Consider the following 22,035-nt stretch of genomic DNA (forward strand, 5'->3'; position numbering starts at 1 on the left):
TTAAGCGTAGAACAATTGTGTAAGCACTGAGTTAGCAAGGATAATCACTATACTCGTCCATACAAATGAAACCGTACTGGCTTTTCCAACATCTAAAGCGCCTCCCTTCATATAATAACCGTGATAGGACGGAATAGTAGCTAAGAAAAATGCAAAAACTACGGTTTTAGTGAAGGCATACACCATACTATAAGGTTTGAAGTCGTATTGCACTCCTTGTACAAATTCGGCAGAGGTGGTATAGCCACTCATCACCGCAGAAGCCCAACCTCCTAATACCCCTAAGTACATACCTAAGGCGATGAGGAAAGGCATTAACATTAGGGCTACTATTTTGGGGAATATCAAATAATTCACCGAGTTTACCCCCATAATATCAAGGGCGTCAATCTGTTCGGTTACGCGCATTGTACCTATGCTGGAAGTGATAAACGAACCAATTTTCCCTGCTAAAATTACTGCTGTAAAGGTAGGAGCAAACTCCAATACAATAGATTGACGAGTAGCGAAACCTATGAGGTATTTAGGGATAAAAGGGTTGTCGATATTCAAAGCGGTTTGTACAGCTACTACCCCTCCCACGAAGAAAGAGATAAAAGCTACGATACCTATAGATCCAAAGATGAGGTCGTCTATCTCACGCAATATGAGGTCTTTAGTAATCGACCAGCGGGTGCGTTTGCGAAAGACATCATAAAGCATTATAAAATAGCCTCCTACGGCTGCAATGTGTTTCATACGTTGTTTAAATAGCGTTTAATTAGTGTTTAAAGTGTCGTATTCCTGTGAATACCATTCCCATTTGGTGGGCATCACAATAGTCGATACTGGCTTGATCTTTAATAGAGCCACCAGGTTGTATTACTGAGCGAATTCCTTCGTTGTGAGCAATTTCCACGCAATCGGGGAAGGGGAAGAAGGCATCACTTGCCATTACGGCATTGTTGAGATCAAATTTGAATTCTTTAGCCTTTTCGATAGCTTGTTTGAGTGCATCAACGCGGCTGGTTTGTCCTGTACCACTGGCGATGAGCTGTTTGTTTTTAGCTAATACAATAGTATTCGATTTGGTGTTTTTACATATTTTAGAAGCGAAGAAAAGGTCGTCGAGCACTTCCGTTGAAGGCTTTACAGCAGTTACGTATTGTACATCAGCTATGCTATCAGTTTTGAGGTCTTTTTCCTGCACCAAATAGCCATTGAGACACGAACGCACACTTGTTGTAGGCATTTTGGCTTTCTTCTGTACTAAAATAATACGGTTTTTCTTCTGTTCGAGTATTTTTAGAGCTTCATCACTATAAGAAGGTGCAATGATTACCTCAAAAAACAGTGAGTGAATAGTTTCGGCAGTAGCCGAATCGATTTTTGTATTAGAAATAAGAATACCTCCAAAAGCTGAAACGGGGTCACCTGCGAGCGCATCTTTATAGGCTTCGTGTATCGTTTTGCGCGTTGCTACGCCACAAGCATTGTTGTGTTTTAGTATAGCAAAAGTAGGATCATCGCCTACAAATTCAGCCATTAGATTTATAGCAGCATCTACATCTAACAAGTTGTTGTATGAGAGTTCTTTGCCGTGTAATTTATCAAAAAGGGCATCGAAATTACCGTAAAATTCTCCTTTTTGGTGAGGATTTTCGCCATAGCGCAATACTTGTCCGTCACACTCGTTGATAGCCAAAGTAGGAATTTCTTCGGTTTGGTTGAAGTAGTTGAAGATAGCAGTATCGTAGTGAGACGATACGCGGAAGGCTTTAGCAGCAAAGTGGCGGCGCTGTTCTAAAGTAGTGCTGCCGTGTTGTTCGTCTAAAATCTGCAAAAGGTCACTGTATTCATCAACTGAGGCTACACAAAGCACATCTTTATAGTTTTTAGCAGCAGCGCGGATGAGCGAAATACCACCTATATCAATTTTTTCAATAATTTCTTGTTCATTAGCACCGCTTGCCACTGTTTTTTCAAAAGGATATAAATCCACAATCACTATGTCAATTTGAGGAATAGCATATTGTTTCATTTCTTCAGTATCCTGCACATTGTCCTGACGGTTGAGGATGCCTCCAAAAATTTTAGGATGGAGCGTTTTCACACGTCCTCCAAAAATGGAGGGATAATCGGTAATACTTTCCACTGGAATCACTTCTACACCAAGTTTTTTGATAAAATCTTCAGTACCTCCAGTAGAGTAGATAGTAATACCTAAAGTTTTCATTCTGTGAATGATAGGTTCTAATCCTGTCTTGTCAAAAACAGATATTAAAGCAGATTTTGCTTGTTTTGCAGTGCTCATTTGAAAAAAAAGTTTTATTTTTGGCTACAAAAATACTACTTTTTACTAATACGAAGCAAACAAAAGAGATTAAAATTTGTTAATGAGCTAATTTGTTAATTAGCAGATTAGCAAATTGGCAAATTCTTAAATCAATCCTATATCCTATGAAGAAAGCAGTTTTATTTTGTGTTGTTCTGTGTTTTTCACTACAGGCTAAATCGCAAGATAGTATCGTGTCTCACAATAATTTAGACTTCTATTTTAGAGGTGGTTTCTTAAGAGAGTGGTATAATGGAGCACCATCATCTCATTTTCAGTTAGACGAAGCGCGCTTGCATTTTTATGGCAATTACAACGAGTCGCTTTCGTATCACATTAGGTTTCGATTGAACAAGCCTTTTACTGCTACTTCTTTAGATAATGGAACTTTGGCATTAGATTTTGCTTTTTTGAGTTATCGTTTTGGAGCTTCTAAACGTTGGGAAGTAAGTTTAGGAAAACTGTATGCAATGGTAGGTTCTTATGAGTTAGACATACATCCTTTATATGAGTTTGTATATGCCGATCATCTTGGGTATGTTGTTAGTCCTTTTATAGCAGGAATGAGGTTAGCAGTGTCACTTACCGATACTCAAAACATAGGATTGCAATTGCATAATACACTGAATAATACTTTTGAAAAGCATCTGCAAAACAATAGTTTTAGCACTGCTTCGTTTTCAGCGTCTAAAACACCTATAGGAGCTTATGCGTATTGGCAAGGCAAATTTGCTAAGGGTAAGCTCAATACTCATTATTCTTACAATATTTCGCAATTTGCCAACAAATATTACAGTCATTCCATCGCTTTGGGACATCAGTATAAAAGTGATAAACACAACGCCTATTTAGACCTTATGTATGCTAAAATGGGGGCTGATTATCCGCTGTTGGGTTCTAAAATTATCAGCGATTACGAAGGATTGACTGCTGGTAACTACCTGATGCGTGAAGATATCACCTATAAAGGTATCGTAGGGCGGTATGAATACCTTTTTACCGATTGCTGGAGTATGGCTTTAAAAGCAGGGGCTGAGAGCGTAGCAAGTGGTAAAACACCACAAGGCGATTTGCGTTATAACTATATTTATTCATTAGCAGCTTTATACGCTCCTATCCCTACCCAAAATTTACATTTTTATGTAGCTTATGCAGGGAATACAATTCGCTATCCTTCTGAAATTTCTACAGAAAAAACACAATATCACAGCGTTTCGGTGGGGGCTTATTACAGTCTGCCGTTATTGAAAAACAAGACGTTTAGAAATTAATGTAAAAAATACAATATGTTCATTTATCTACAACTATTAAAAGAGAGTTTTAACTTTGCTATCAAGTCACTGCGCGACAACAAGCTCCGCACTTTCCTATCGCTATTAGGTGTAACGGTGGGCATCTTTTCTATTATCTCGGTGTTAGCAGCGGTTGATTCATTGAATAGGAGTATTCAGGAGAGTCTTTCGGGTTTGGATAAGAATATGATCAACCTTTCCAAATATTCTTTTGCGCCTTCTTCTGTGCCTCAGTGGCAACGCCTGAGCTTTCCGCAAGTCACCTATCAGGAATACGAATTTCTCAAACGTGAATTGCCTAATACCGAAGCGGTGGTGTACGAGTTATTTGGTCTCAATTCGGCGGTGAAGTATGGCGGTAAAACTATTCCCTCAATGTCCGTGCAGGCTACCTCAGCGGGGGTGGAACAGATTAGCGACATTCGTATGGGCAAAGGGCGTTTTTACAACGATGCGGAAGCTAACGCAGGAACAGCAGTAACGATATTAGGCTATGAAGCTGCCGAACAACTCTTTGGAGAAGAAGATCCTCTCGATAAAGAAATACGCGTGTTTGGCAGGCGACTCACGGTTATTGGGGTACTAAAAAAATACGGAGAATTAGGGGGAGGTCCTGATAATAATGCCTATGTAACAGCTAATTTCGTCCGAAGTTTTATGAATACAGGTCCGCAAGGGATGCCCAGTGGGGTTGTACTCAAACCTAAAAAAGGAGTGGATATGGCAGAATATGAAGCTGTATTGCGCCAGAAATTCCGTACTTATCGCGGACTCAAACCTGAGGATATAGACAATTTTTTCCTCAACAAAATCTCGTCGTTTACTGATATGATAGACGAAACCATTGGAATGATGAATGTAGTAGGTTGGATTATTGGGGGCTTTTCTATCTTGGTAGGGGGCTTTGGGATTGCCAACATTATGTTTGTGAGTGTGAAAGAACGCACCAACCTCATCGGGGTACAAAAGTCATTAGGTGCTAAAAATCAGTTTATTTTATTTCAGTTTTTGTTTGAAGCAGTGCTTTTGGCGATTATCGGCGGACTTTTTGGGTTGCTCTTCGTATGGTTGCTCACCTTTGTAATCCCAAGCAGTGAAGAAGGTTTTACTTTTATACTATCGTTTAAAAATGTAGCCATAGGTTTGAGTATCTCGTTTGTAGTAGGCTTGCTTTCGGGCATCATTCCTGCTTCCTCAGCAGCGCGACTCAATCCTGTAGAAGCCATTCGCACAGGGTCATAGTACAATCGTGGAACGATGAGCATTTTGTATTACAAATTTTGATTACTAAAAAATCTAAAAATGAAAACACTCTTAATCGCTTTATTTTCTATCACTTGTCTTTCAGCTCAAGAGTTTATAGGCAAGGATTGGGATATTGATAATTTCTTAGGAGAATTCCCCGATGTAACGGATGTTTATTTTCTAAAAAAACCACGCCAGAAAAATCCTTGTGTAGCTGATAATACAATTCTATTTCGCCCTGATGGTACTTTTTTTCCACCTTGTATGATAGATAAAGATCATTATGATGGTCAATACCAAATGGTGGGGGAAAACTATCTGAAGGTAGCTATTGGCAGTTACTACATTCATAAAGTATCTAATGATGAATTTTATTTTATCAAAAGTACTGGAAACCTCATTACCGATAAACAAAAGGCTAAAAATGCAGAGGCTTTAGCACGCTTTATGAAAATATATAGCCGAAATGGTAAATCACCCAATCCTTCTTTCCAACTGAAAAGTGATGTACCTAAGGATGAGCGTATTGGCAAACTTGTGCGCAAACTTTTTCACCTTATTTCTTACGAAATTCTCAAAGGATACCCAAATGATTTTAGTACTCTTTACCTTGTGAAAGACTTGAAAACCAATATCTATTACTACCTGCGAGAGGAATATTATAAAGATAAAGTAACAGTTTATTACTTTACTGAAAAAGACTTAAAACAAAGTGCTAAAGAACAGAAAAAACAACAATAATACAATGAAATATCTATTTTTGCTATTCTTTTTGCCATTTTACACTTTTTCGCAATCTAAGGGAGAGACTTATTACACTTATGTTATTAGAGACAAAAAAGAGCAAAGGAAAGTGATCAATAGCCCTCACCAACTTGTGTTAAAGCAAGATACCTTATGTATTGTAGAACCATTAATATTCAATCGAACTTATTGTTTTCCTTATGTAAAAGAAGGGAAGAAAATACGCTTGCTTAACAACGACAATAAATCTCAACCTGATAAAGTAGTAGGGATAAAGCTACATAACAACGAACTTGTAGCGCTCTTTCTCGATCACCCTATTGAAGTTGTCTCCAAAGATGAATTGCGACTAACGGGGGAAGACCGACCTTATTATTCCGAGAGTGCTATCAAAGCAGTATTTGGCAACGACTATCCCCGAATATGGAGCTTGTTCTATCTGAATGGCAAGTTACTCAGTGAAGATAATGAGGAAATAAAAAATCTATTGGAAAAATATGATAAAGGCAAATTCAAAGCCTACTATTCAGAAGGTGCTAAAGCTATAAAAAAATACGGACTCAAAGGCATTTGGGGAGTATTTGAAATTAATTGTAAAACAAAGAAGAGAAAACAATGATGAAAACACTTTTTATAATACTCAATTTTCTCTGTATAGGAATGGTTTCTGCCCAAGACCTTATAGGTGCTAAATGGGAGATTAACAACATATTAGGAGATAATGTTAATAAGGAAGATTTTTATATCCTTACAAAACCCGAAAATCCCGATTGGAGTTATGGTAATCACCTACAGTTATCAACCGATGGAAATTTTAAATCGTGGTATTCAGCCCCGTGTGGAAATGATTGTTTTACCACCTCTTATGGTACTTATAAAAAAATCAGTGAGGAATATATTAGTTTCCACATTCAAAAAGTAGAACATTGGGGTTATTGTCGTGATGAAGGGGAGGTAAAAAAGAATAAGACTAACACTTATTATGTGTATAAAAAATCAGAAAGTGAAATCTATCTTCTCAAAACTACAGGCGACCATTCAAAAGATTTACAAAAAGTTACTTATGCAAAAGTATTAGCCGATTACTTTAAGATAATCCTTAACAAAAACTATAATAGTTTTGGAAATATAACACTGCCTTCTACGCTGACTTGGCAACAACGCGCTAATAACTACGCATCGCAATACTTAAAACTCACGAACTATGAAATATGTATTACAGGGAGTAATGATTTTTTTATTTCAGTTCATTTAGTAAAAGATTTAGATAAAAATACCTATTATTACATAGTAGAACGCCCTCTAAAAGAAGGTTATGGTTTATTTCATTATACTGAAGATCAAGTAAAAGAATTTAGAGATTACTATGAAAAGCGCTATGGTAAGAGAAAATGAGTCGCTACACTTTGGCAAAGTTTCACACTTTGCCAAAGTTGATTACCTTGATAATCAGTCGTTTTTGAATTATGTTGTGTAGGGGCGTTTTGCAAACGCCTTCACAGATAGAACTTTTCGGACGCCTTCAGTAGAAAACCTTAATTGAGAAAATAAAAACATTATGGATTTAGAAAAATACATTAATCGCTCTAAAAGCAATGATAAAGAAATTTGGTTATATAATTTGCCAAATGATGAGACTTTGTTTGATGTTATTGATAAATTACGAGAAGTTTATAAGGAAGAAACTTTAGTTTTTACAGAAGAGATTAAAATTATAGGAAAAACTATTGATAAAGAGGTTAATTTTTCAAATTGTATCTTTCAAGAAGATGTGGATTTTTCAAGTTGTATTTTTAAAAATGAGGAAGAAATAGAAAAATTTGGGAAAATGCAAAAAGGGCCATTAATTATTTTTAATAAAGTTGAATTTAATGGTTCTGTCAGTTTTCTTAAATCAAATGTTTATAAAGCTAAATTTGAAGAAGTCAAATTTCAAGGAAATAAATATAATGATTTTGGTCGTTGCTTTTTTGATACTATAGAATTTGAAAATGTAAAATTTAATGGAGGAAATAGATTTGATGCTTCTAAAGTAAAAAATATTTCTTTTAATAGAGTTGAATTTAATGGCCCTGTAAGTTTTTTAGAATCAAAGTTCTATGAAGCTGAATTTAAAAACATAAACTTTAATTTTTTTACTCAATTTCATAATTCTGAAATAGAAAAACTTTATTTTGAAGATACTACATTTAGAGGGAATACTAATTTTAGAGAAATATCATTTAATGGGGAAACTAAGTTTTTAAATTGTACTTTTACCTCTTTACAAAATGATGATTCTGAAGAAGTTAGTTTTTCAGAAAGTATATTTAAGCAAGAAGCTAATTTTTCGGGAAGTGTATTTAAGCAAGAAGCTAATTTTTCAGGAAGTATATTTGATGTTAAAGCTAATTTCTCAAACACAAAATTTGGCGTCAAGCAAGATGACAATTTAAATGAGAATAATTCAGAAGTTAAATTTCTTTTTGAAAATGCTAAATTTCAAAAAGAAATAGACTTCTCTCAAGCTATTTTTTATGATACTATTTATTTTTCAGGAACAGAATTTTGTACTGATATAAAAGACTATAAAAAAGAATCTATCAATTTTGGAAATGCTCAGTTTCATAGAAAAGTACGTTTTCACCATTGTAAATTTCATAATACTGTTCGGTTTAAAAATACTTCATTCAATAAATTAGTAGACTTTTATAGTGCTCATTTTCATAAAGCGCAGCAGTTTCACTTTACAGATTTTTTGGATAGGGCAATTTTTTCAAATACAGAATTTGATGAAGAAGTTCAATTTCTACATTGTAGAGTAGAGACAAGAGTGTCCTATATACGATTTGAAAGTACAATTTTTAGAAGAGGTTTAGATATATCTCGGAGTAATTTTAACACTAATATCAACCTTTGGGATATAAAAATAGAAGAAGAGGGAGTTCTATATATTTTTAAGAATATTGATGATATAAAATATAAAAATGACTTTGAAGCCCATGACGAAGCCCCTTCTGTTTATAAACAACTTCGTGAGACTTATCGCGTTATAAAAGACAATTCATATAAACAAAACAATAAAATAGAAGCCTTAGAGTTTTCAAAAAGAGAAATGTTAGTCTATGAAAGAGAACTTAAATCTGTTTCTTCAAAGAGTAACAATGATAAATTATTATTATTGGCAAATAAAGTTTCAAATAATTTTGGAACAAATTGGTTAAGAGGAATACTTTTTACAGCGTCTACAGGAATAATAACTTATTTGTTAATGCTTTGTTGTTTACCATTCATACATAACACTTACATTATTATTTCATTCACCTTCATAATAATTATTATTAGTGCATTTTCTTTTCTTAATAAAGATATAGACAGTTTTTTACCTATTTTGATATTAATTATACTTTCTTTCCTTTTAGCTATTATTCTATTTAAAAGTCCTTTTCTATATAAAGAAAATACACACATCAAAGACTATATTATCCCTGACTTTATAAAAATACTAAACATTATTGATTTAAAACCTTTTGAAAAAGAAGAAAATAGTATTTTTAACTTATCAGGTTTATCATACCTTTTCCTTTTCATAGGTCGTATATTTATAGGTTACGGCTATTACCAAACCATTCAAGCCTTTAGAAAATTTGGTAAATCGTAACTTATTCTTTATCTTTGTCGCAACATTTGTTAATTATTTAATTTAAAACAATATTTTAATGGAAACATTCACTTCACCAATTGGACTTATCGTTATTTTGGCGGTTGTCCTCTTCGTTACTATCTCATCGCTCGTGGCGCGCTATAAACGCTGTCCGTCCGACAAAATTCTCGTAATCTACGGTAAAACCGGCGGTTCATCTGCCAAATGTATCCACGGGGGTGGCGCCTTTGTATGGCCTGTGATTCAGGATTATGCTTATTTAGATTTGCGTCCGCTTTCTATCGAGGCAAACCTTACCAATGCGTTGAGCCGTCAGAATATTCGCGTAGATGTACCTTGTCGTTTTACGATTGCGATTTCTACCGAACACGAGAATATGAATGCAGCTGCCGAACGCCTCTTAGGGCTCTCACCTGAGCAAATTCAAGAGTTGGCAAAAGATATTCTTTTCGGTCAGTTGCGTTTGGTTATCGCTACTATGACTATTGAGGAAATCAATTCCGACCGCGATAAGTTCCTCGAAAACATCTCTAAAAACGTAGATAGTGAGCTCAAAAAAATAGGTTTAAAACTCATCAACGTAAACGTAACCGATATCAAAGACGAGTCGGGTTATATTGAAGCTCTTGGTAAAGAAGCGGCTGCGAAAGCTATCAACGAGGCAAAAATTAGTGTGGCTGAACAAGAGAAAATAGGGGAAACTGGTAAAGCCCTTGCCGACCGTGAGAAAGATACCCAAATAGCCGAAACACACCGCGATAGAGATGTGAAAATCGCTATCACTCAAAAAGATAAAGAGATTAGCATCGCCGAGGCTAAGAAAGATGAAACTGTAGGGATTGCCGAAGCTAAGAAGTTTGAGTCTATCGGTAAAGCAGAAGCCGACCGCGATAGTCGTATCAAAATTTCAGAAGCCAATGCCTTGGCTATCAGAGGGGAAAACGAGGCTAAAATTGCGATTGCTAACTCTGAAGCGCTACGCCGTGAAAAAGAAGCCGAATCGTTGCGTATTGCTATTTCGGCTGAAAAAGTACAACAAGCTAAAGCCTTAGAAGAAGCCTATTCAGCTGAAGAAAAAGCTGAAACTGCTCGTTCTGAACGCGAACGTGCTACCCAAGTGGCAAATATCATTGTCCCTGCTGAAATTGACAAACAACGCGCTATTATCGAGGCACAAGCTGAAGCTGAACGCCTCCGCGAGAAAGCTAAAGGGGAAGCCGATGCTATTTACGCTAAAATGGAAGCTGAAGCAAAAGGTCTCTTCCAAATCCTTACCAAACAAGCTGAAGGTTATAAAGATGTGGTTAGTGCAGCAGGGGGCGACCCTACCAAAGCATTCCAATTGCTCCTTATCGAGAAGTTGCCTGAACTCGTTAAAACCCAAGTGGAAGCTGTTAAGAATATCAAAATCGATAAGATTACAGTATGGGATTCTGGCAAAGGTGAAGATGGCAATAACTCCACTGCCAATTTCGTATCGGGGATGATGAAAACTGTCCCACCTCTCAACGACCTCTTCAATATGGCAGGATTGAACCTTCCTACTTACTTGGCTAAAGAAGGGAAACAAATTACGAATGACGAGGGACGAATTACGAATGACGAGAAACAAAAAACGAATAATGCGTAGATGAAACAGTTTATTACCTATATTTTATTGTTTAGTTCAGCTTTTGTGTTAGCGCAAAAAGCGCAGTTCGCTAATGCTAAACTCGATGCAGCTACAGTATATTTCAATTCAGCTGAACTTACTCATTATTTTAGTGCGAACCTCAACAAGGGTACGAATGAAATTGTAGTGAAAAACGTTGCTAATAGACTGAATGAGAATACGCTTCGCATTGTAGCTCCTAAAAATGTAACGGTACTTTCGGCTCAATTTACCACTCAGTATACTACTGATGGTGACAACCTCTTGCCCAAATCGAAACAAGTGAAAGATAGTATCGACTTGCTGACTTCTCAAATCGATAAACTCAGCAACCAAATTGCTGCTGAAAAGCAGGTGGTAGAGCTTATCAAAGAAAACAAATCGGTGTTAGGAGGTGGTACCGGACTTAATGTAGCTGAGTACGCTAAGTTTCTCGACTATTCAAAGGATAAGATGACCACTTCTCTCGACAAAATAGATACAATGACTGATAAGCAAAACAAATTGCGCAGTCTTCGTTACAATTTGGAACAACGTCTTAAAGGAGAAGTTACTAAAGAAGAAACGCTTTCTGATGGCAAATTGGTGTTACAAGTAATGGTTGATGCTCCTGTTAAAGCTGATTTCAGTGTGAGTTATATAACCCCCAATGCGTCGTGGGTGCCTTTTTATGACCTGCGTGCTGACAATATCTCTCAACCTATCAATTTGGTGTATAAGGCGCAAGTGCGACAAAACACTGGGGTAGATTGGAAGCATATCAAACTGAGTCTTTCTAGTGGTAATCCTAATCAGAATAATCAGTTTACGCTACTAAAAGCGTGGTATCTCTATTTTGGCAGACGATATGATCGCGACTACGACTACGTGAGAGCTAATGCCTATCGTTCAGGAGCAGTCAAAAAAGATGCAGTGGTAGAACAGATACAAGAAGAAGCTACTATTTCCGATTATACAAATCTAAACGAAAATCAACTCAATACCTCGTTTGAGATTACTACGCCTTATGATATACTCTCTAACAACAAAGAGCACAGTGTATCACTCAAAGAGCTTAAAATCAAAGCTAAATATGAGTATTACACTGCACCGCGCATAGATAATGGGGTGTATTTAGTAGCTTCGGTTGACGATTATTCTCAGTATAACCTGCTTATTGGTCAGGCAAATGTGATTTTTGAAGATATGTATGTAGGCAAAACACTGATAGACCCTAATCAAACCTCAGAGAGTATGCAACTCACTATGGGTAATGATAAGAAGATAAGTGTAAAACGCGAAAAAATAGCTGACAAATCGGCAACTAAGTTTATTTCCAGCTATAAAGAGCAGACTTTTACCTACGAAATTACCGTTAAGAACAATAAAAAAGAGGCTATAGACCTGAAACTAAAAGATCAATATCCACTTACCACTGATGATAAGATACAAATAGAACTCTTAGATGCCTCAAAAGCTGAAGTGAATAAGGAAACGGGTATACTCACTTGGGATACCAACCTCAAAGCAGGTGAAACTAAAAAATTCCGCATTAGTTATAAGGTAAAATACCCTAAAAATGAAGTAATCGGGAATTTGTAATTACGAATTACGAAATACGAATTACGAAATACGAATTACGAAATACGAATTACGAAAAAAGCAGTTGGATACTTATTTTATCCAACTGCTTTTTAGTTATTAGGGCTTTTCACTTTTCACTAAAAAAGTCCTTCTACTGACCAATAGCGTTCTCCTGTGTCGTAATTTACGGTGAGGATACGCGCTTTTGGGTCTTTTTTGAGTACTTTAGCAACAGCAGCTAAAGCAGCTCCTGTAGAGATACCACCTAAGATACCTTCTTCTTTAGCCAATCGGCGGGCGTAATCAAAGGCTTCTTCTTTAGAGATAGGGATAACTTCATCTACTACAGCAGGGTTATAGTTATCGGGTATGAAGCCAGTGCCCAATCCTTGTAAGGCGTGAGGACCTGGAGCACCACCACTCAATACCGCCGATTGATCGGGTTCTACAGCTACAGTTTTGAGGTTAGGGAAGTGTTGTTTGAGCACTTTTGACACTCCAGAGATATGTCCGCCAGTACCTACTCCTGTTACGAAATAGTCAAAATTTTCGGGGAAAGATTTTAGTATTTCCTGAGCAGTTGTTTTTTCGTGTACATCAGGATTAGCAGGGTTTTTAAACTGTTGAGGTACCCAATAGTTAGGTTTGCCTTCGGCTATTTCCAGAGCTTTAGCGACAGCTCCCCCCGTACCTTTTTCTTTAGGCGTGAGTACTACTTCAGCACCATAAGCGGCTACCAACTTGCGGCGTTCAATACTCATTGATTCAGGCATTACCACGATGAGTTTATAGCCCTTTACAGCCGCTACTAATGCCAAGCCCACTCCCGTGTTGCCAGAGGTAGGCTCTACAATTACACTATCTTTTTTGAGGATACCTTTAGCTTCGGCATCTTCAACCATAGCGAGCGCAATACGGTCTTTGATACTACCGCCAGGGTTCAAGCGCTCTAATTTGATGAACACGTTGGCATCATTGCCAAACAATCTGTTGATTTTCACCTCGGGAGTATGCCCGATGACTTCTAAAACATTTTTGTACGCCATTATATAAATTATTTATTAGTTACGTGTTTAGGAATTAGGAGTTAGATAACAAAATTAATCGGTTCTTCATATACTTCGTTGTCCTTTACAATAATCTGACTTTTGTGGAAAACCTTAGTAAAAGGTTCGATGCTATTGGTGAGCCATACATTCCCGCCGATGATACTATCATGTCCTATTACGGTTTCACCACCTAAAATTGTAGCACCAGAGTATATCACCACATTATCCTGAATGGTAGGGTGGCGCTTGGTATGAGCCTTATCTACTGATACTGAGAGAGCCCCCAAGGTAACTCCTTGATATACTTTTACGTAGTTGCCTATTACTGTAGTTTCTCCAATTACAATACCTGTACCGTGGTCAATCATAAAAGGGACTCCAATGTTTGCCCCTGGGTGAATGTCGATACCCGTTTTGCTATGAGCGTATTCAGTGAGCATACGTGGCAAGAGAGGTACTTTGCGCAACCACAATTCGTGAGCAATGCGATATACCATAATAGCAAAGAAACCAGGGTAGGTGATTTGTACCTCTCTGATAGAAGTTGCTGCAGGGTCGCTATCGATAAAATACTGAGCATCTTCTCGCAATTGCTGATAGATATTAGGCAAAATGCAATCGTAATAATCGGTTGTTTTTGCTTTTTGAGATTCGTTTAGCAGAAAATCGTCTACAATATTGATAAAATCCCAACGCAATTCCTCATAGCGCGCTTCTATACTCACTTTTGATAAGCAAGTGCGTTCGTCAATAAGAAATAAGAACTGAAAAAGGTCGTTTACAAAGCGTGTAATACGCTGTTTGCTTACGTGGTGCTTGATGTTTTTACTTTCGTGATAGAGTTCGTTGATGAGACTCTCAGTACAATTTATTTTTGTCATCGTTATAAAAAAATACCCCCACTACCTTTATAAAGCAGTGGGGGTTGTTATTTCGTTTGTTAAAATATAGTAACTGACATATCTTTAAGAAATAACGAGCCTTGCACTGCTCAAATTGAGTGTGCAACACATCGTCATTATGTTTAAAGTGTACAATGTCATATAATATTGTTCTATTTGATGGGGCAAAGGTAAGAATATTTTTCTAACTACCAAATAAAAAGTGAAAAATTATTTCATTTTTTTTATTTTTCAGCAGAAAGAATTGCGTCCAAACGGCGTAGTGTTTCTTCTTTACCTATAACCTCTATAATATCAAATATGTGAGGACCTTTGAGTTCACCCACTAATGCTAAGCGCAATGGAGGCATTACTTGACCAAAGCCTAAGCCCTTTGTTTCCATATATTGCTTTACCGCCTCTTCTAAGGCAATTGAAGTAAAATTAGCAGTATTTTGGAGTACTTCAGCTACTTCTTTCACAATGGTAGGAGTTTGTTCTTTCCATTGTTTTTTAATTGCCTTTTCGTCGTATTGGGTAGGTGCTTCAAAGAAGAATTTGCTGAGTTCCCAGAAATCACTTACAAAGGAAGCACGCTCTTTGATGAGTCCAACTACTTTTTCTACTGTAGTAATTGGGGCAGTTACACCTCTTTCGGTAAGGTCTTTTTGGAAAAGGGTAGCCAATTCACCATTGGGTTTCATTTGCAAATATTGGTGGTTGAACCATTTGATTTTCTCAGGGTCGAAGCGAGCTCCAGCCTTGTGTACTTTTTCTAAATCAAATAGTTGAATGAGTTGTTCCATTGAGAAAATCTCCTCATCATTCCCTGGATTCCACCCTAAAAGTGCTAAAAAGTTGATAAGAGCTTCAGGAAAATAACCTTCTCCACTAAATCCTTTTAGCGTTTCGCCATTCTCTGTCCAATCCATTGGGAAGACAGGAAAACCGAGTTTGATACCATCGCGTTTGCTGAGTTTGCCATTCCCCACAGGTTTGAGGATAAGAGGCAAATGAGCAAAAGCAGGAGCTTGCCAACCAAAAGCGCGGTAGAGCATTAGGTGCAAAGCCATAGAAGGCAACCATTCTTCACCGCGTATTACGTGAGTAATTTCCATTAGGTGGTCGTCTACGATGTTTGCTAAGTGGTAAGTAGGCATTCCGTCACTTTTGAAGAGCACTTTGTCGTCTAAGGTACTCGTGTCGATAGTTACTTCCCCACGAATCATATCGTTCATTTTCAACTGTTCGTTGTGGAGCATTTTGAAGCGAATTACGTACTCATCACCGCGTTGTAGGCGTTGTTGTACTTCTTCAGTACTCAGCGATAGAGAGTTTTGCAAAGTATCGCGTGTCGCCCAGTTGTATATAAAGGTATCCCCTTTGGCTTCAGCCTCTTTGCGCGCGTTATCCAATGCCTCGGCGGTATCGAAAGCGTAATACGCCCAACCATTCTCAATAAGAGCATCGGCGTATTGCTTGTAGAGCGGCTTGCGTTCACTTTGGCGGTAGGGAGCGTGTTTGCCCTCTTTGCCTACCCCCTCGTCGTATGTAAGCCCTAACCAGTTTAGTGAGTTGATGATGTACTGCTCAGCGCCTGGTACATAGCGATTTTGGTCGGTATCTTCAATGCGAAGTAAGAAGTCGCCACCGTGTTTTTTGGCGAATAAATAATTGAATAAGGCGGTACGCACGCCTCCAATATGCAATGCTCCTGTAGGACTTGGAGCAAATCTAACTCTAACCATTTATTTTTATAATAATTTTAAATCTTTAATCACTTTAAAAGCAATATCCACGTGGTATTCGGGGATTACGATAGTAAATTCATTGGCGGTAGAAATCACCTCGTTCATACTCACACCTTCCCACGCTAATCGTTGGAAGATGAAATAATAAATACCTGGTACTGAGATGTTTTCTTCTGGTAATTTCACACTGATAGCCCCCAAATTAGTGAATTTGTGCAACAGTCGTTCTTTTTTAAAAATATCTTCTACAATTTCCTCCATTGTACTACTTACAATGAGGTTGGTTTCGTTTACTCCACGAGTAGCTGCGTAGAATGCATCTTTGTTGTTTCGAATTTTTTGAAGCAATTCAGCTTGATTGTTCATAAAAGTATCCGATAGCAAGAAAGTATAATCGGTAAGATTGGAGCGCACGATAATATCGCCTATATTCTTCAATATTTTTACGATACGATGCGTAGAGCGGAATTCCATATCTACTGATAATCGTTTGAGAGCCATTACTATAGCCCCATTACGCACTTCGCGTGTGGTAGTTTCGCTTTGTATATCTTTGCGAATCACCCTTGCGAGCGACGTGAGGTTGATAATCCCTTGAGAGAGGGCAGTTTGCAAAAAAGGTTTTGATTTGATGTATTGTTCAACGGCTGAGGCTACTGTTTTCATTTTGCTGAGGCTTAAATTTGTTACAAAAGTACTAAAAAAAATAATTCTATAACAATATAGGGCAAAAAATTATATTTATTTAACATTTTTAGAATGGGTAAAAAGCATCCTCAATATAGTTGATAGTAAACTCAACATTGTTTTTTACAATTGAAATGATATCAAACTGTACCTCTAAATCTAAGTCAGTTTTTTCCAGATAGTAGTTGGTTGCTCTTACTAAAAGGTCGATTTTTTGTTGGTTCACAAACGATTCGGGTTCGCCATAAGCACTTGAATTACGAGTTTTTACCTCTACAATGTGCAAAATATTGTCCTTTCGAGAAATTATATCAATCTCGGCGTGACCGAATCTAAAATTGCGTTCTAAAATAGTATGACCATTTTCTATAAGGAAGTTTACAGCATCTTGCTCGCCTTCTTTTCCAAAATCATTATGTGCTGCCATAGTTTAGGTGTTAGGTTTCAGGTGTTAGGGTTTAGGAGAGGCAAAAGTAGCAACTAATTAGTAAATGAGCAAATTTGCTAATTAGAAAATTGGCTAATTGACTAATTATTGTTATTTTTGCCCCATTGTTAATAGTTAATACTTAATATTTTAGTTATGGATTATATGGCACCGCAGTGGATTGCGTTCCCTGCTTATACTGAATTTACTATAGGCTGGCGTATGGGCGATGGTGAAGGTTATAAATACAAGTTTTGGGACTGGTATGAGACCCTTACCCCAGCACAACAAAAAGAGTACCAAGCACTTTTTCCGTATCCTTGTTTTTGGCATTACAACAGATGGGAAGATGATAACCAAGATATAGATGATGAAGAAGATTATTACTACGAAGGAATTCCGGTTTGGCAGCCCAAAGGTGCTTATAAATATTCTAAAGCGACCTTTATCAATTCGGCAAAGAAGCTCAAGTTTGTTTTCTTTTGGAAACCCAATGCAGAGGTAGTAGATGAATCTTGTTTTTCGCAATGGCAACCCTCACCTTTTTCTGTAGATGGTGATGAGTATTACTGTGCTGAGCAGTATATGATGGCAGAAAAAGCGCGTTTGTTTGGAGATGAAGAGGTGGAGGAAGAAATAATGAACACTTCCGACCCTAAACTGATGAAAGCCTTGGGAAGGAAAGTGCGCAACTTTGACCCTCAGGTGTGGGACAAAGCCAAATACAGCATCGTGCTGAATGGGAATTACTACAAATTCACTCAGAATAAGGAAATGATGGACTTTTTGCTCTCTACAGGCGATAAGGTACTGGTAGAAGCAAGTCCGATGGATACCATTTGGGGAATAGGCTTTGGCAAAGACAATGAGAAAGCGAAGAATGTAGCTATGTGGCGCGGTAAGAACCTCTTGGGCTTTGCGCTAATGGAAGTGAGAGATGAGATTAGAAAGGTATATCAGAATGTACATTTGTTAAAATAAAAGAAATGAATACAACAGAAAAATACGCTGAAAAAATCCTAGAAGGTATAGAAAAAGGATTTGGTAAATACATAGTGAAACCTCCTTATCAAAAGTGGTATCTCGATGAAGGATTAGCTGATTATATCATTGTCAATCAAAGTAATAACAAAATAGAAGTCTCTTTAGATAGAGATGGTTTTGGCACTGTAACTACTAAAATAGAAGGTATAGAAAGCCTCTCAAGAGAAGAGATAGAGGAAATTCTCAGTATTGTAGAAAAGAGAATCACTGAAATGTTCTTTGATGAAGTACATTTGGGAAAATTTGAATACCAACTGACAACAATACTAAATTTTAGGCACGCTAATAAGGAGTTCTATTTGGTGAACGAGCCTCGCAAAGCAGAACTCAAACAGCGCTTTGATAGGTATGTGCAGGAAACCACTATTGACCATAGTAGGAAGATTATAGAACATGAATGGATTACTTTTTTAGACAAGCTATTCGACACTAATCTTAATCAATATACTGAAAGTCAAATCATAACAGTAGCTGAAAAGTATATGGAAAGTATAGAGGCTATGCAGAATAGAGACTTTCTTAAAAAGTATCGAAGTTCATTGATTCATCAAGCAGGAAAGTGGAAAAAGGCGATGTTCATGCCACTTTATTACCAAGTGAAAGGAAATGAAAAATGGGATAAAGAATACATTCTGAAGGTAGAAATTGCCCCTGAAAAGGTTGATGCGGAGAAATTAAAATTATTTGTACAGCAGGCTCTTTGGAAAATTAAATACAAACAATACAGTTGGGATGTAAAGTTTGCTTGTGAAGACTTGGAGCGAGCAGCCAATGAACTGGGCTCGGAGAAAGCCAAGCAATATCTTAAGAAAGGTACGGGCGAGCTACCCGATAACCTCATTCATTACAAAGATAGCGACTTGGAAGCTGATGCCAATGATGTTTTTGCTACTATTAGCCTTAAAATCAAGCAAGAGACTGCTGAGGCTTATGGCAAAGCATTGGATTTTATCATTGCGCTGCTTAAAGCAGGTTTCTCACATAGTTATCAAATCAAGCTGAGTTCTAAAGCCCCTAAATACTTTTTGGATATAAAAGGTCTTGCAAAATCAAGCACTCATCGCTTTTTTGCACAGGCATTGCAATATGAAACCTTACATCCTAAATTAGAGAAATATGCAAAGGTAGCGATGAAAGAGTTTGAATGGTATACCGATGTGGAAGAAGGGGAGAAGAGCTGTATGCCAGGAAGCTATGCTGTATTTGGCTTGGGACTCGCCAGCAAAAAGTATTTTCCTTTGGTTATAGAATACTTTAAGTTAGTAGATGATGAGCACCAGATGGTACACAAAAACTTTGTGAGTGTGCTAATAGAGCAGTATGGGTTTAACGTAGAGACCTTGCCTACGATATATGAGGGAGTGATTTCTTCACAAGATGATGTGATATTCAAGTCTCTCACAGAGGCGATGAAAAATCCTGAAAACAAAGTACTCCTCAACAACTTTTTGAAAGACAAAGAGGATTACTATCAAGAGGCGATGTATTATGCCGTATATGGCAAAAATTGGGAGAAGAAAAAATGAAATCTACATTTGAACTTAAGACCCCACCTTGGATTAAGTTTCCAGAGCTTTCAGAGTTTACTATGGGTTGGCGTATGGGTTATGGTGAAACCTATCTGCACGAGTGGCGAGATTGGTGCAAAACGCTTTCGCCTGAACAGCTAAAAGAATACCAAGAGTTATTTCCTTACCCTTGTTTTTGGCATCTCAACAACTGGCAACCTCATCTAACTAAAGAACAAGTAATAGCGGGCGAAAAAGACGATTATTATTTCAATTGGTTTCCTTATTGGCAACCTAAAGGAGTGCCAAAATATTCTATAAAGACTTTTATTAATTTGCCCCAAAAACTAAAATTTCTTTTCTTTTGGAAACCAAATACTGAGGTGGTGAACGAATCCTGTTTTTCGCAATGGCAACTTTCTCCTTTTAAAATAAATGCCGAAAAACACCAATGTGCCGAGCAATGGATGATGGTTGCCAAAGCACGCATTTTTGAAGATGAGGAAGTAGAAAAGGAGATAATGAACACCTCCGACCCTAAACTGATGAAAGCCTTGGGAAGAAAAGTGCGCAACTTTGACCCTCAGGTGTGGGACAAAGCCAAATACAGCATCGTGCTGAATGGGAATTACTACAAATTCACTCAGAATAAGGAAATGATGGACTTTTTGCTCTCTACAGGCGATAAGGTACTGGTAGAAGCAAGTCCGATGGATACCATTTGGGGGATAGGCTTAGGCAAGGACAACGAGAAAGCACATAACATCGCCTCGTGGCGTGGCAAAAACCTCTTGGGCTTTGCGCTAATGGAAGTAAGAGACGAGATAAGAAAGGTATATCAGAATGTAGATTTGTTAAAATAAAAGAAATGAATAGACTCAAAATCAATGTAGTTACACTAAAAGAAGATGAATACCTTATTCGCGATAGTATCCGTTTTGAAAATTGTAGTTATCTACAGCTTTTCATTGACGATGAGGATATAGCTACTTATCCTGATTTTGAAGATATACTGATAGTCCCCACTGAATTATACAAAAGTAGCTTACAAAGTGGTGAATATCTATTGTTTACTTGTGCTTGTGGTGTTGCAGACGATGGAGGATGGGCAACAATTAAGGTAACACATTCAGAAGCTATTGTTCAATGGGATTTTTTGAGGGGCAAACCTTATTGTTTTAAGTTTTCTAAAGAAAATTACTTAAAAGAGGTTCAAGTTATCAATAAAGAAGACTATAGTTTCATTCCTAAAGAGATTATTTTTCCTGAAATTTAGTCTTTAATATGAGTTTAATAAGAAAATGAGTCCTTTTTAGCTTTAACTTTGCCAAAGTCTAAAAACTTTGGCAAAGTGTAGCGATACAAATACGATTCTGAGACTTTTTAAATAGCCTTTCTGTGATATAGAAATAATAAGTTTGAAGTAGAATATAGCTAAAAATAATATTAAAATGAATGAACGATACGAAAACATCAAAAAAATGAACGATATCCTCTTGCGATTGGAGGGTATCCTTAGCAAAGCTGAAACTCTTTTAGAAGAATGGAAAGCCATACAACCCGAGTATGAGGCTTTGGAAGCGTATTACGACAGCCCTCAATGGCGAGAAGACTATTTCGATAGCAACGACGGTAAAATTCCAGATGAGATACCACAATGGGTACTCACCCAAGATGCTATTTTTGATGCCATAGGCACTCAATTCGACCTTGCTGACGGTTTCCAACCACTATTGGATAGCATCAATGCTAGAAAGTGGAATGAGTAATTTCAAGACTTAAACATTTTAAAGTAGAAGAAAGGGGTAGTCATAGAGGTTCTACTATCGGGGGCGATTCCATATCTCATCTTAGTACTAGGGAAAAAGGGATATTATTCTTCAAACTACAAGTAAACGGACAAACTTTTGCTCTTAAAAACAAAGAAAGTATATACAATCATAGAAATATAATGAAAGATAAGACCAGCTACTTTCGTATGTACGGAGGTATCTTAGAAAATTGTGGCGAATACGATATATATACCCATCCATAGTTAGAATATGCTTTATTTATACCTGATAATGTCTTTTCTTATCGAGGTTATATTGTATTTATTATCAAAAACATGTTAGTGTAAAAAATATTTATAAATTTGCACCACTAATAATAATTTCCTATGGATATAGATATTTTTGCTAAAGACACCTCAGATTATATTATTTAACGTCAGTTCGATATAACAGAATATTGATTT

The 22,035-nt window shown here is 37.1% G+C and carries 20 protein-coding genes; 13 read left to right on the top strand and 7 right to left on the bottom strand.

What is annotated here, in order from left to right; all coding sequences use genetic code 11:
* On the bottom strand, positions 1–738 hold the full coding sequence (locus HMPREF9073_RS01280) for an ABC transporter permease (RefSeq protein ID WP_009412167.1): 738 nt from the start codon (positions 736–738) through the stop codon (positions 1–3).
* Between the two features lie 22 nt (positions 739–760).
* Positions 761–2,293: a bifunctional phosphoribosylaminoimidazolecarboxamide formyltransferase/IMP cyclohydrolase gene (purH, locus tag HMPREF9073_RS01285; protein ID WP_009412168.1), complete on the bottom strand. Its 1,533-nt coding sequence runs from the start codon at positions 2,291–2,293 to the stop codon at positions 761–763.
* A 146-nt stretch (positions 2,294–2,439) separates the two neighbouring features.
* Between purH and HMPREF9073_RS01290 the strand changes: the two genes are divergently transcribed.
* The 8 genes from HMPREF9073_RS01290 to HMPREF9073_RS01325 all read left to right on the top strand — a co-directional run bounded on the left by HMPREF9073_RS01290 (position 2,440) and on the right by HMPREF9073_RS01325 (position 12,470).
* Positions 2,440–3,585, top strand: coding sequence for a porin (locus HMPREF9073_RS01290; RefSeq protein WP_009412169.1), 1,146 nt, complete (start codon positions 2,440–2,442; stop codon positions 3,583–3,585).
* A 15-nt stretch (positions 3,586–3,600) separates the two neighbouring features.
* A complete protein-coding gene (locus HMPREF9073_RS01295) occupies positions 3,601–4,848 on the top strand; it encodes an ABC transporter permease (protein ID WP_002681509.1) in 1,248 nt (415 codons plus the stop codon).
* 60 nt (positions 4,849–4,908) lie between these two features.
* On the top strand, positions 4,909–5,592 hold the full coding sequence (locus HMPREF9073_RS01300) for a hypothetical protein (RefSeq protein ID WP_009412170.1): 684 nt from the start codon (positions 4,909–4,911) through the stop codon (positions 5,590–5,592).
* A gap of 4 nt (positions 5,593–5,596) precedes the next feature.
* Positions 5,597–6,214 carry a hypothetical protein gene (locus tag HMPREF9073_RS01305; RefSeq protein ID WP_034555067.1) on the top strand — a complete coding sequence of 206 codons (618 nt, stop codon included), beginning with the start codon at positions 5,597–5,599 and terminating at the stop codon, positions 6,212–6,214.
* Complete coding sequence (locus tag HMPREF9073_RS01310) at positions 6,211–6,990, top strand: hypothetical protein (protein ID WP_009412172.1); 780 nt, start codon at positions 6,211–6,213, stop codon at positions 6,988–6,990. Before HMPREF9073_RS01305 ends, HMPREF9073_RS01310 begins: the two co-directional genes overlap by 4 nt.
* A 163-nt stretch (positions 6,991–7,153) precedes the next feature.
* A complete protein-coding gene (locus HMPREF9073_RS01315; protein WP_009412173.1) occupies positions 7,154–9,235 on the top strand; it encodes a pentapeptide repeat-containing protein in 2,082 nt (693 codons plus the stop codon).
* A 58-nt stretch (positions 9,236–9,293) separates the two neighbouring features.
* Positions 9,294–10,868 carry a flotillin family protein gene (locus HMPREF9073_RS01320; protein WP_009412174.1) on the top strand — a complete coding sequence of 525 codons (1,575 nt, stop codon included), beginning with the start codon at positions 9,294–9,296 and terminating at the stop codon, positions 10,866–10,868.
* Positions 10,869–12,470: a DUF4139 domain-containing protein gene (locus HMPREF9073_RS01325; protein WP_009412175.1), complete on the top strand. Its 1,602-nt coding sequence runs from the start codon at positions 10,869–10,871 to the stop codon at positions 12,468–12,470.
* 119 nt (positions 12,471–12,589) lie between these two features.
* On the opposite strand, the gene cysK is transcribed toward HMPREF9073_RS01325, so the two are convergent.
* The 5 genes from cysK to HMPREF9073_RS01350 form a co-directional block, all read right to left on the bottom strand.
* On the bottom strand, positions 12,590–13,498 hold the full coding sequence (gene cysK, locus HMPREF9073_RS01330; protein ID WP_009412176.1) for a cysteine synthase A: 909 nt from the start codon (positions 13,496–13,498) through the stop codon (positions 12,590–12,592).
* 41 nt (positions 13,499–13,539) lie between these two features.
* Positions 13,540–14,382, bottom strand: a complete 843-nt coding sequence (locus HMPREF9073_RS01335) for a serine O-acetyltransferase (protein WP_009412177.1) — start codon at positions 14,380–14,382, stop codon at positions 13,540–13,542.
* Positions 14,383–14,627: 245 nt separating this feature from the next.
* Positions 14,628–16,130 (bottom strand): glutamate--tRNA ligase, encoded by a 1,503-nt coding sequence (gltX, locus tag HMPREF9073_RS01340; protein WP_009412178.1) that lies wholly within the window; start codon positions 16,128–16,130, stop codon positions 14,628–14,630.
* 6 nt (positions 16,131–16,136) lie between these two features.
* The gene (locus HMPREF9073_RS01345) at positions 16,137–16,799 is read right to left on the bottom strand and encodes a hypothetical protein (protein ID WP_009412179.1); all 663 of its coding nucleotides are present in this window, start codon (positions 16,797–16,799) and stop codon (positions 16,137–16,139) included.
* A gap of 88 nt (positions 16,800–16,887) precedes the next feature.
* The gene (locus HMPREF9073_RS01350) at positions 16,888–17,247 is read right to left on the bottom strand and encodes a YraN family protein (protein ID WP_002681532.1); all 360 of its coding nucleotides are present in this window, start codon (positions 17,245–17,247) and stop codon (positions 16,888–16,890) included.
* Positions 17,248–17,403: 156 nt separating this feature from the next.
* Between HMPREF9073_RS01350 and HMPREF9073_RS01355 the strand changes: the two genes are divergently transcribed.
* From HMPREF9073_RS01355 to HMPREF9073_RS01375, 5 genes are all read left to right on the top strand, one after another.
* Positions 17,404–18,228 (top strand): NADAR family protein, encoded by an 825-nt coding sequence (locus HMPREF9073_RS01355; protein WP_009412180.1) that lies wholly within the window; start codon positions 17,404–17,406, stop codon positions 18,226–18,228.
* A 5-nt stretch (positions 18,229–18,233) separates the two neighbouring features.
* The gene (locus HMPREF9073_RS01360; protein WP_009412181.1) at positions 18,234–19,817 is read left to right on the top strand and encodes a DUF6138 family protein; all 1,584 of its coding nucleotides are present in this window, start codon (positions 18,234–18,236) and stop codon (positions 19,815–19,817) included.
* Positions 19,814–20,662, top strand: coding sequence for an NADAR family protein (locus HMPREF9073_RS15205; protein WP_009412182.1), 849 nt, complete (start codon positions 19,814–19,816; stop codon positions 20,660–20,662). Before HMPREF9073_RS01360 ends, HMPREF9073_RS15205 begins: the two co-directional genes overlap by 4 nt.
* Before the next feature lie 5 nt (positions 20,663–20,667).
* Positions 20,668–21,075 (top strand): hypothetical protein, encoded by a 408-nt coding sequence (locus tag HMPREF9073_RS01370; protein WP_009412183.1) that lies wholly within the window; start codon positions 20,668–20,670, stop codon positions 21,073–21,075.
* 175 nt (positions 21,076–21,250) lie between these two features.
* Positions 21,251–21,568 (top strand): DUF4298 domain-containing protein, encoded by a 318-nt coding sequence (locus HMPREF9073_RS01375; RefSeq protein WP_009412184.1) that lies wholly within the window; start codon positions 21,251–21,253, stop codon positions 21,566–21,568.
* Positions 21,569–22,035 lie beyond the last annotated feature (467 nt).

The organism is Capnocytophaga sp. oral taxon 326 str. F0382 (assembly GCF_000318295.1).
GTDB classification, from domain to species: Bacteria; Bacteroidota; Bacteroidia; order Flavobacteriales; family Flavobacteriaceae; genus Capnocytophaga; species Capnocytophaga periodontitidis.

What these genes read in the sequence shown, in the direction of transcription:
- HMPREF9073_RS01280 (WP_009412167.1), bottom strand. Translation starts at nt 738, where the DNA reads ATGAAACACATTGCAGCCGTAGGAGGCTATTTTATAATGCTTTATGAT.
- purH (WP_009412168.1), bottom strand. Translation starts at nt 2,293, where the DNA reads ATGAGCACTGCAAAACAAGCAAAATCTGCTTTAATATCTGTTTTTGAC.
- HMPREF9073_RS01290 (WP_009412169.1), top strand. Translation starts at nt 2,440, where the DNA reads ATGAAGAAAGCAGTTTTATTTTGTGTTGTTCTGTGTTTTTCACTACAG.
- HMPREF9073_RS01295 (WP_002681509.1), top strand. Translation starts at nt 3,601, where the DNA reads ATGTTCATTTATCTACAACTATTAAAAGAGAGTTTTAACTTTGCTATC.
- HMPREF9073_RS01300 (WP_009412170.1), top strand. Translation starts at nt 4,909, where the DNA reads ATGAAAACACTCTTAATCGCTTTATTTTCTATCACTTGTCTTTCAGCT.
- HMPREF9073_RS01305 (WP_034555067.1), top strand. Translation starts at nt 5,597, where the DNA reads ATGAAATATCTATTTTTGCTATTCTTTTTGCCATTTTACACTTTTTCG.
- HMPREF9073_RS01310 (WP_009412172.1), top strand. Translation starts at nt 6,211, where the DNA reads ATGATGAAAACACTTTTTATAATACTCAATTTTCTCTGTATAGGAATG.
- HMPREF9073_RS01315 (WP_009412173.1), top strand. Translation starts at nt 7,154, where the DNA reads ATGGATTTAGAAAAATACATTAATCGCTCTAAAAGCAATGATAAAGAA.
- HMPREF9073_RS01320 (WP_009412174.1), top strand. Translation starts at nt 9,294, where the DNA reads ATGGAAACATTCACTTCACCAATTGGACTTATCGTTATTTTGGCGGTT.
- HMPREF9073_RS01325 (WP_009412175.1), top strand. Translation starts at nt 10,869, where the DNA reads ATGAAACAGTTTATTACCTATATTTTATTGTTTAGTTCAGCTTTTGTG.
- cysK (WP_009412176.1), bottom strand. Translation starts at nt 13,498, where the DNA reads ATGGCGTACAAAAATGTTTTAGAAGTCATCGGGCATACTCCCGAGGTG.
- HMPREF9073_RS01335 (WP_009412177.1), bottom strand. Translation starts at nt 14,382, where the DNA reads ATGACAAAAATAAATTGTACTGAGAGTCTCATCAACGAACTCTATCAC.
- gltX (WP_009412178.1), bottom strand. Translation starts at nt 16,130, where the DNA reads ATGGTTAGAGTTAGATTTGCTCCAAGTCCTACAGGAGCATTGCATATT.
- HMPREF9073_RS01345 (WP_009412179.1), bottom strand. Translation starts at nt 16,799, where the DNA reads ATGAAAACAGTAGCCTCAGCCGTTGAACAATACATCAAATCAAAACCT.
- HMPREF9073_RS01350 (WP_002681532.1), bottom strand. Translation starts at nt 17,247, where the DNA reads ATGGCAGCACATAATGATTTTGGAAAAGAAGGCGAGCAAGATGCTGTA.
- HMPREF9073_RS01355 (WP_009412180.1), top strand. Translation starts at nt 17,404, where the DNA reads ATGGATTATATGGCACCGCAGTGGATTGCGTTCCCTGCTTATACTGAA.
- HMPREF9073_RS01360 (WP_009412181.1), top strand. Translation starts at nt 18,234, where the DNA reads ATGAATACAACAGAAAAATACGCTGAAAAAATCCTAGAAGGTATAGAA.
- HMPREF9073_RS15205 (WP_009412182.1), top strand. Translation starts at nt 19,814, where the DNA reads ATGAAATCTACATTTGAACTTAAGACCCCACCTTGGATTAAGTTTCCA.
- HMPREF9073_RS01370 (WP_009412183.1), top strand. Translation starts at nt 20,668, where the DNA reads ATGAATAGACTCAAAATCAATGTAGTTACACTAAAAGAAGATGAATAC.
- HMPREF9073_RS01375 (WP_009412184.1), top strand. Translation starts at nt 21,251, where the DNA reads ATGAATGAACGATACGAAAACATCAAAAAAATGAACGATATCCTCTTG.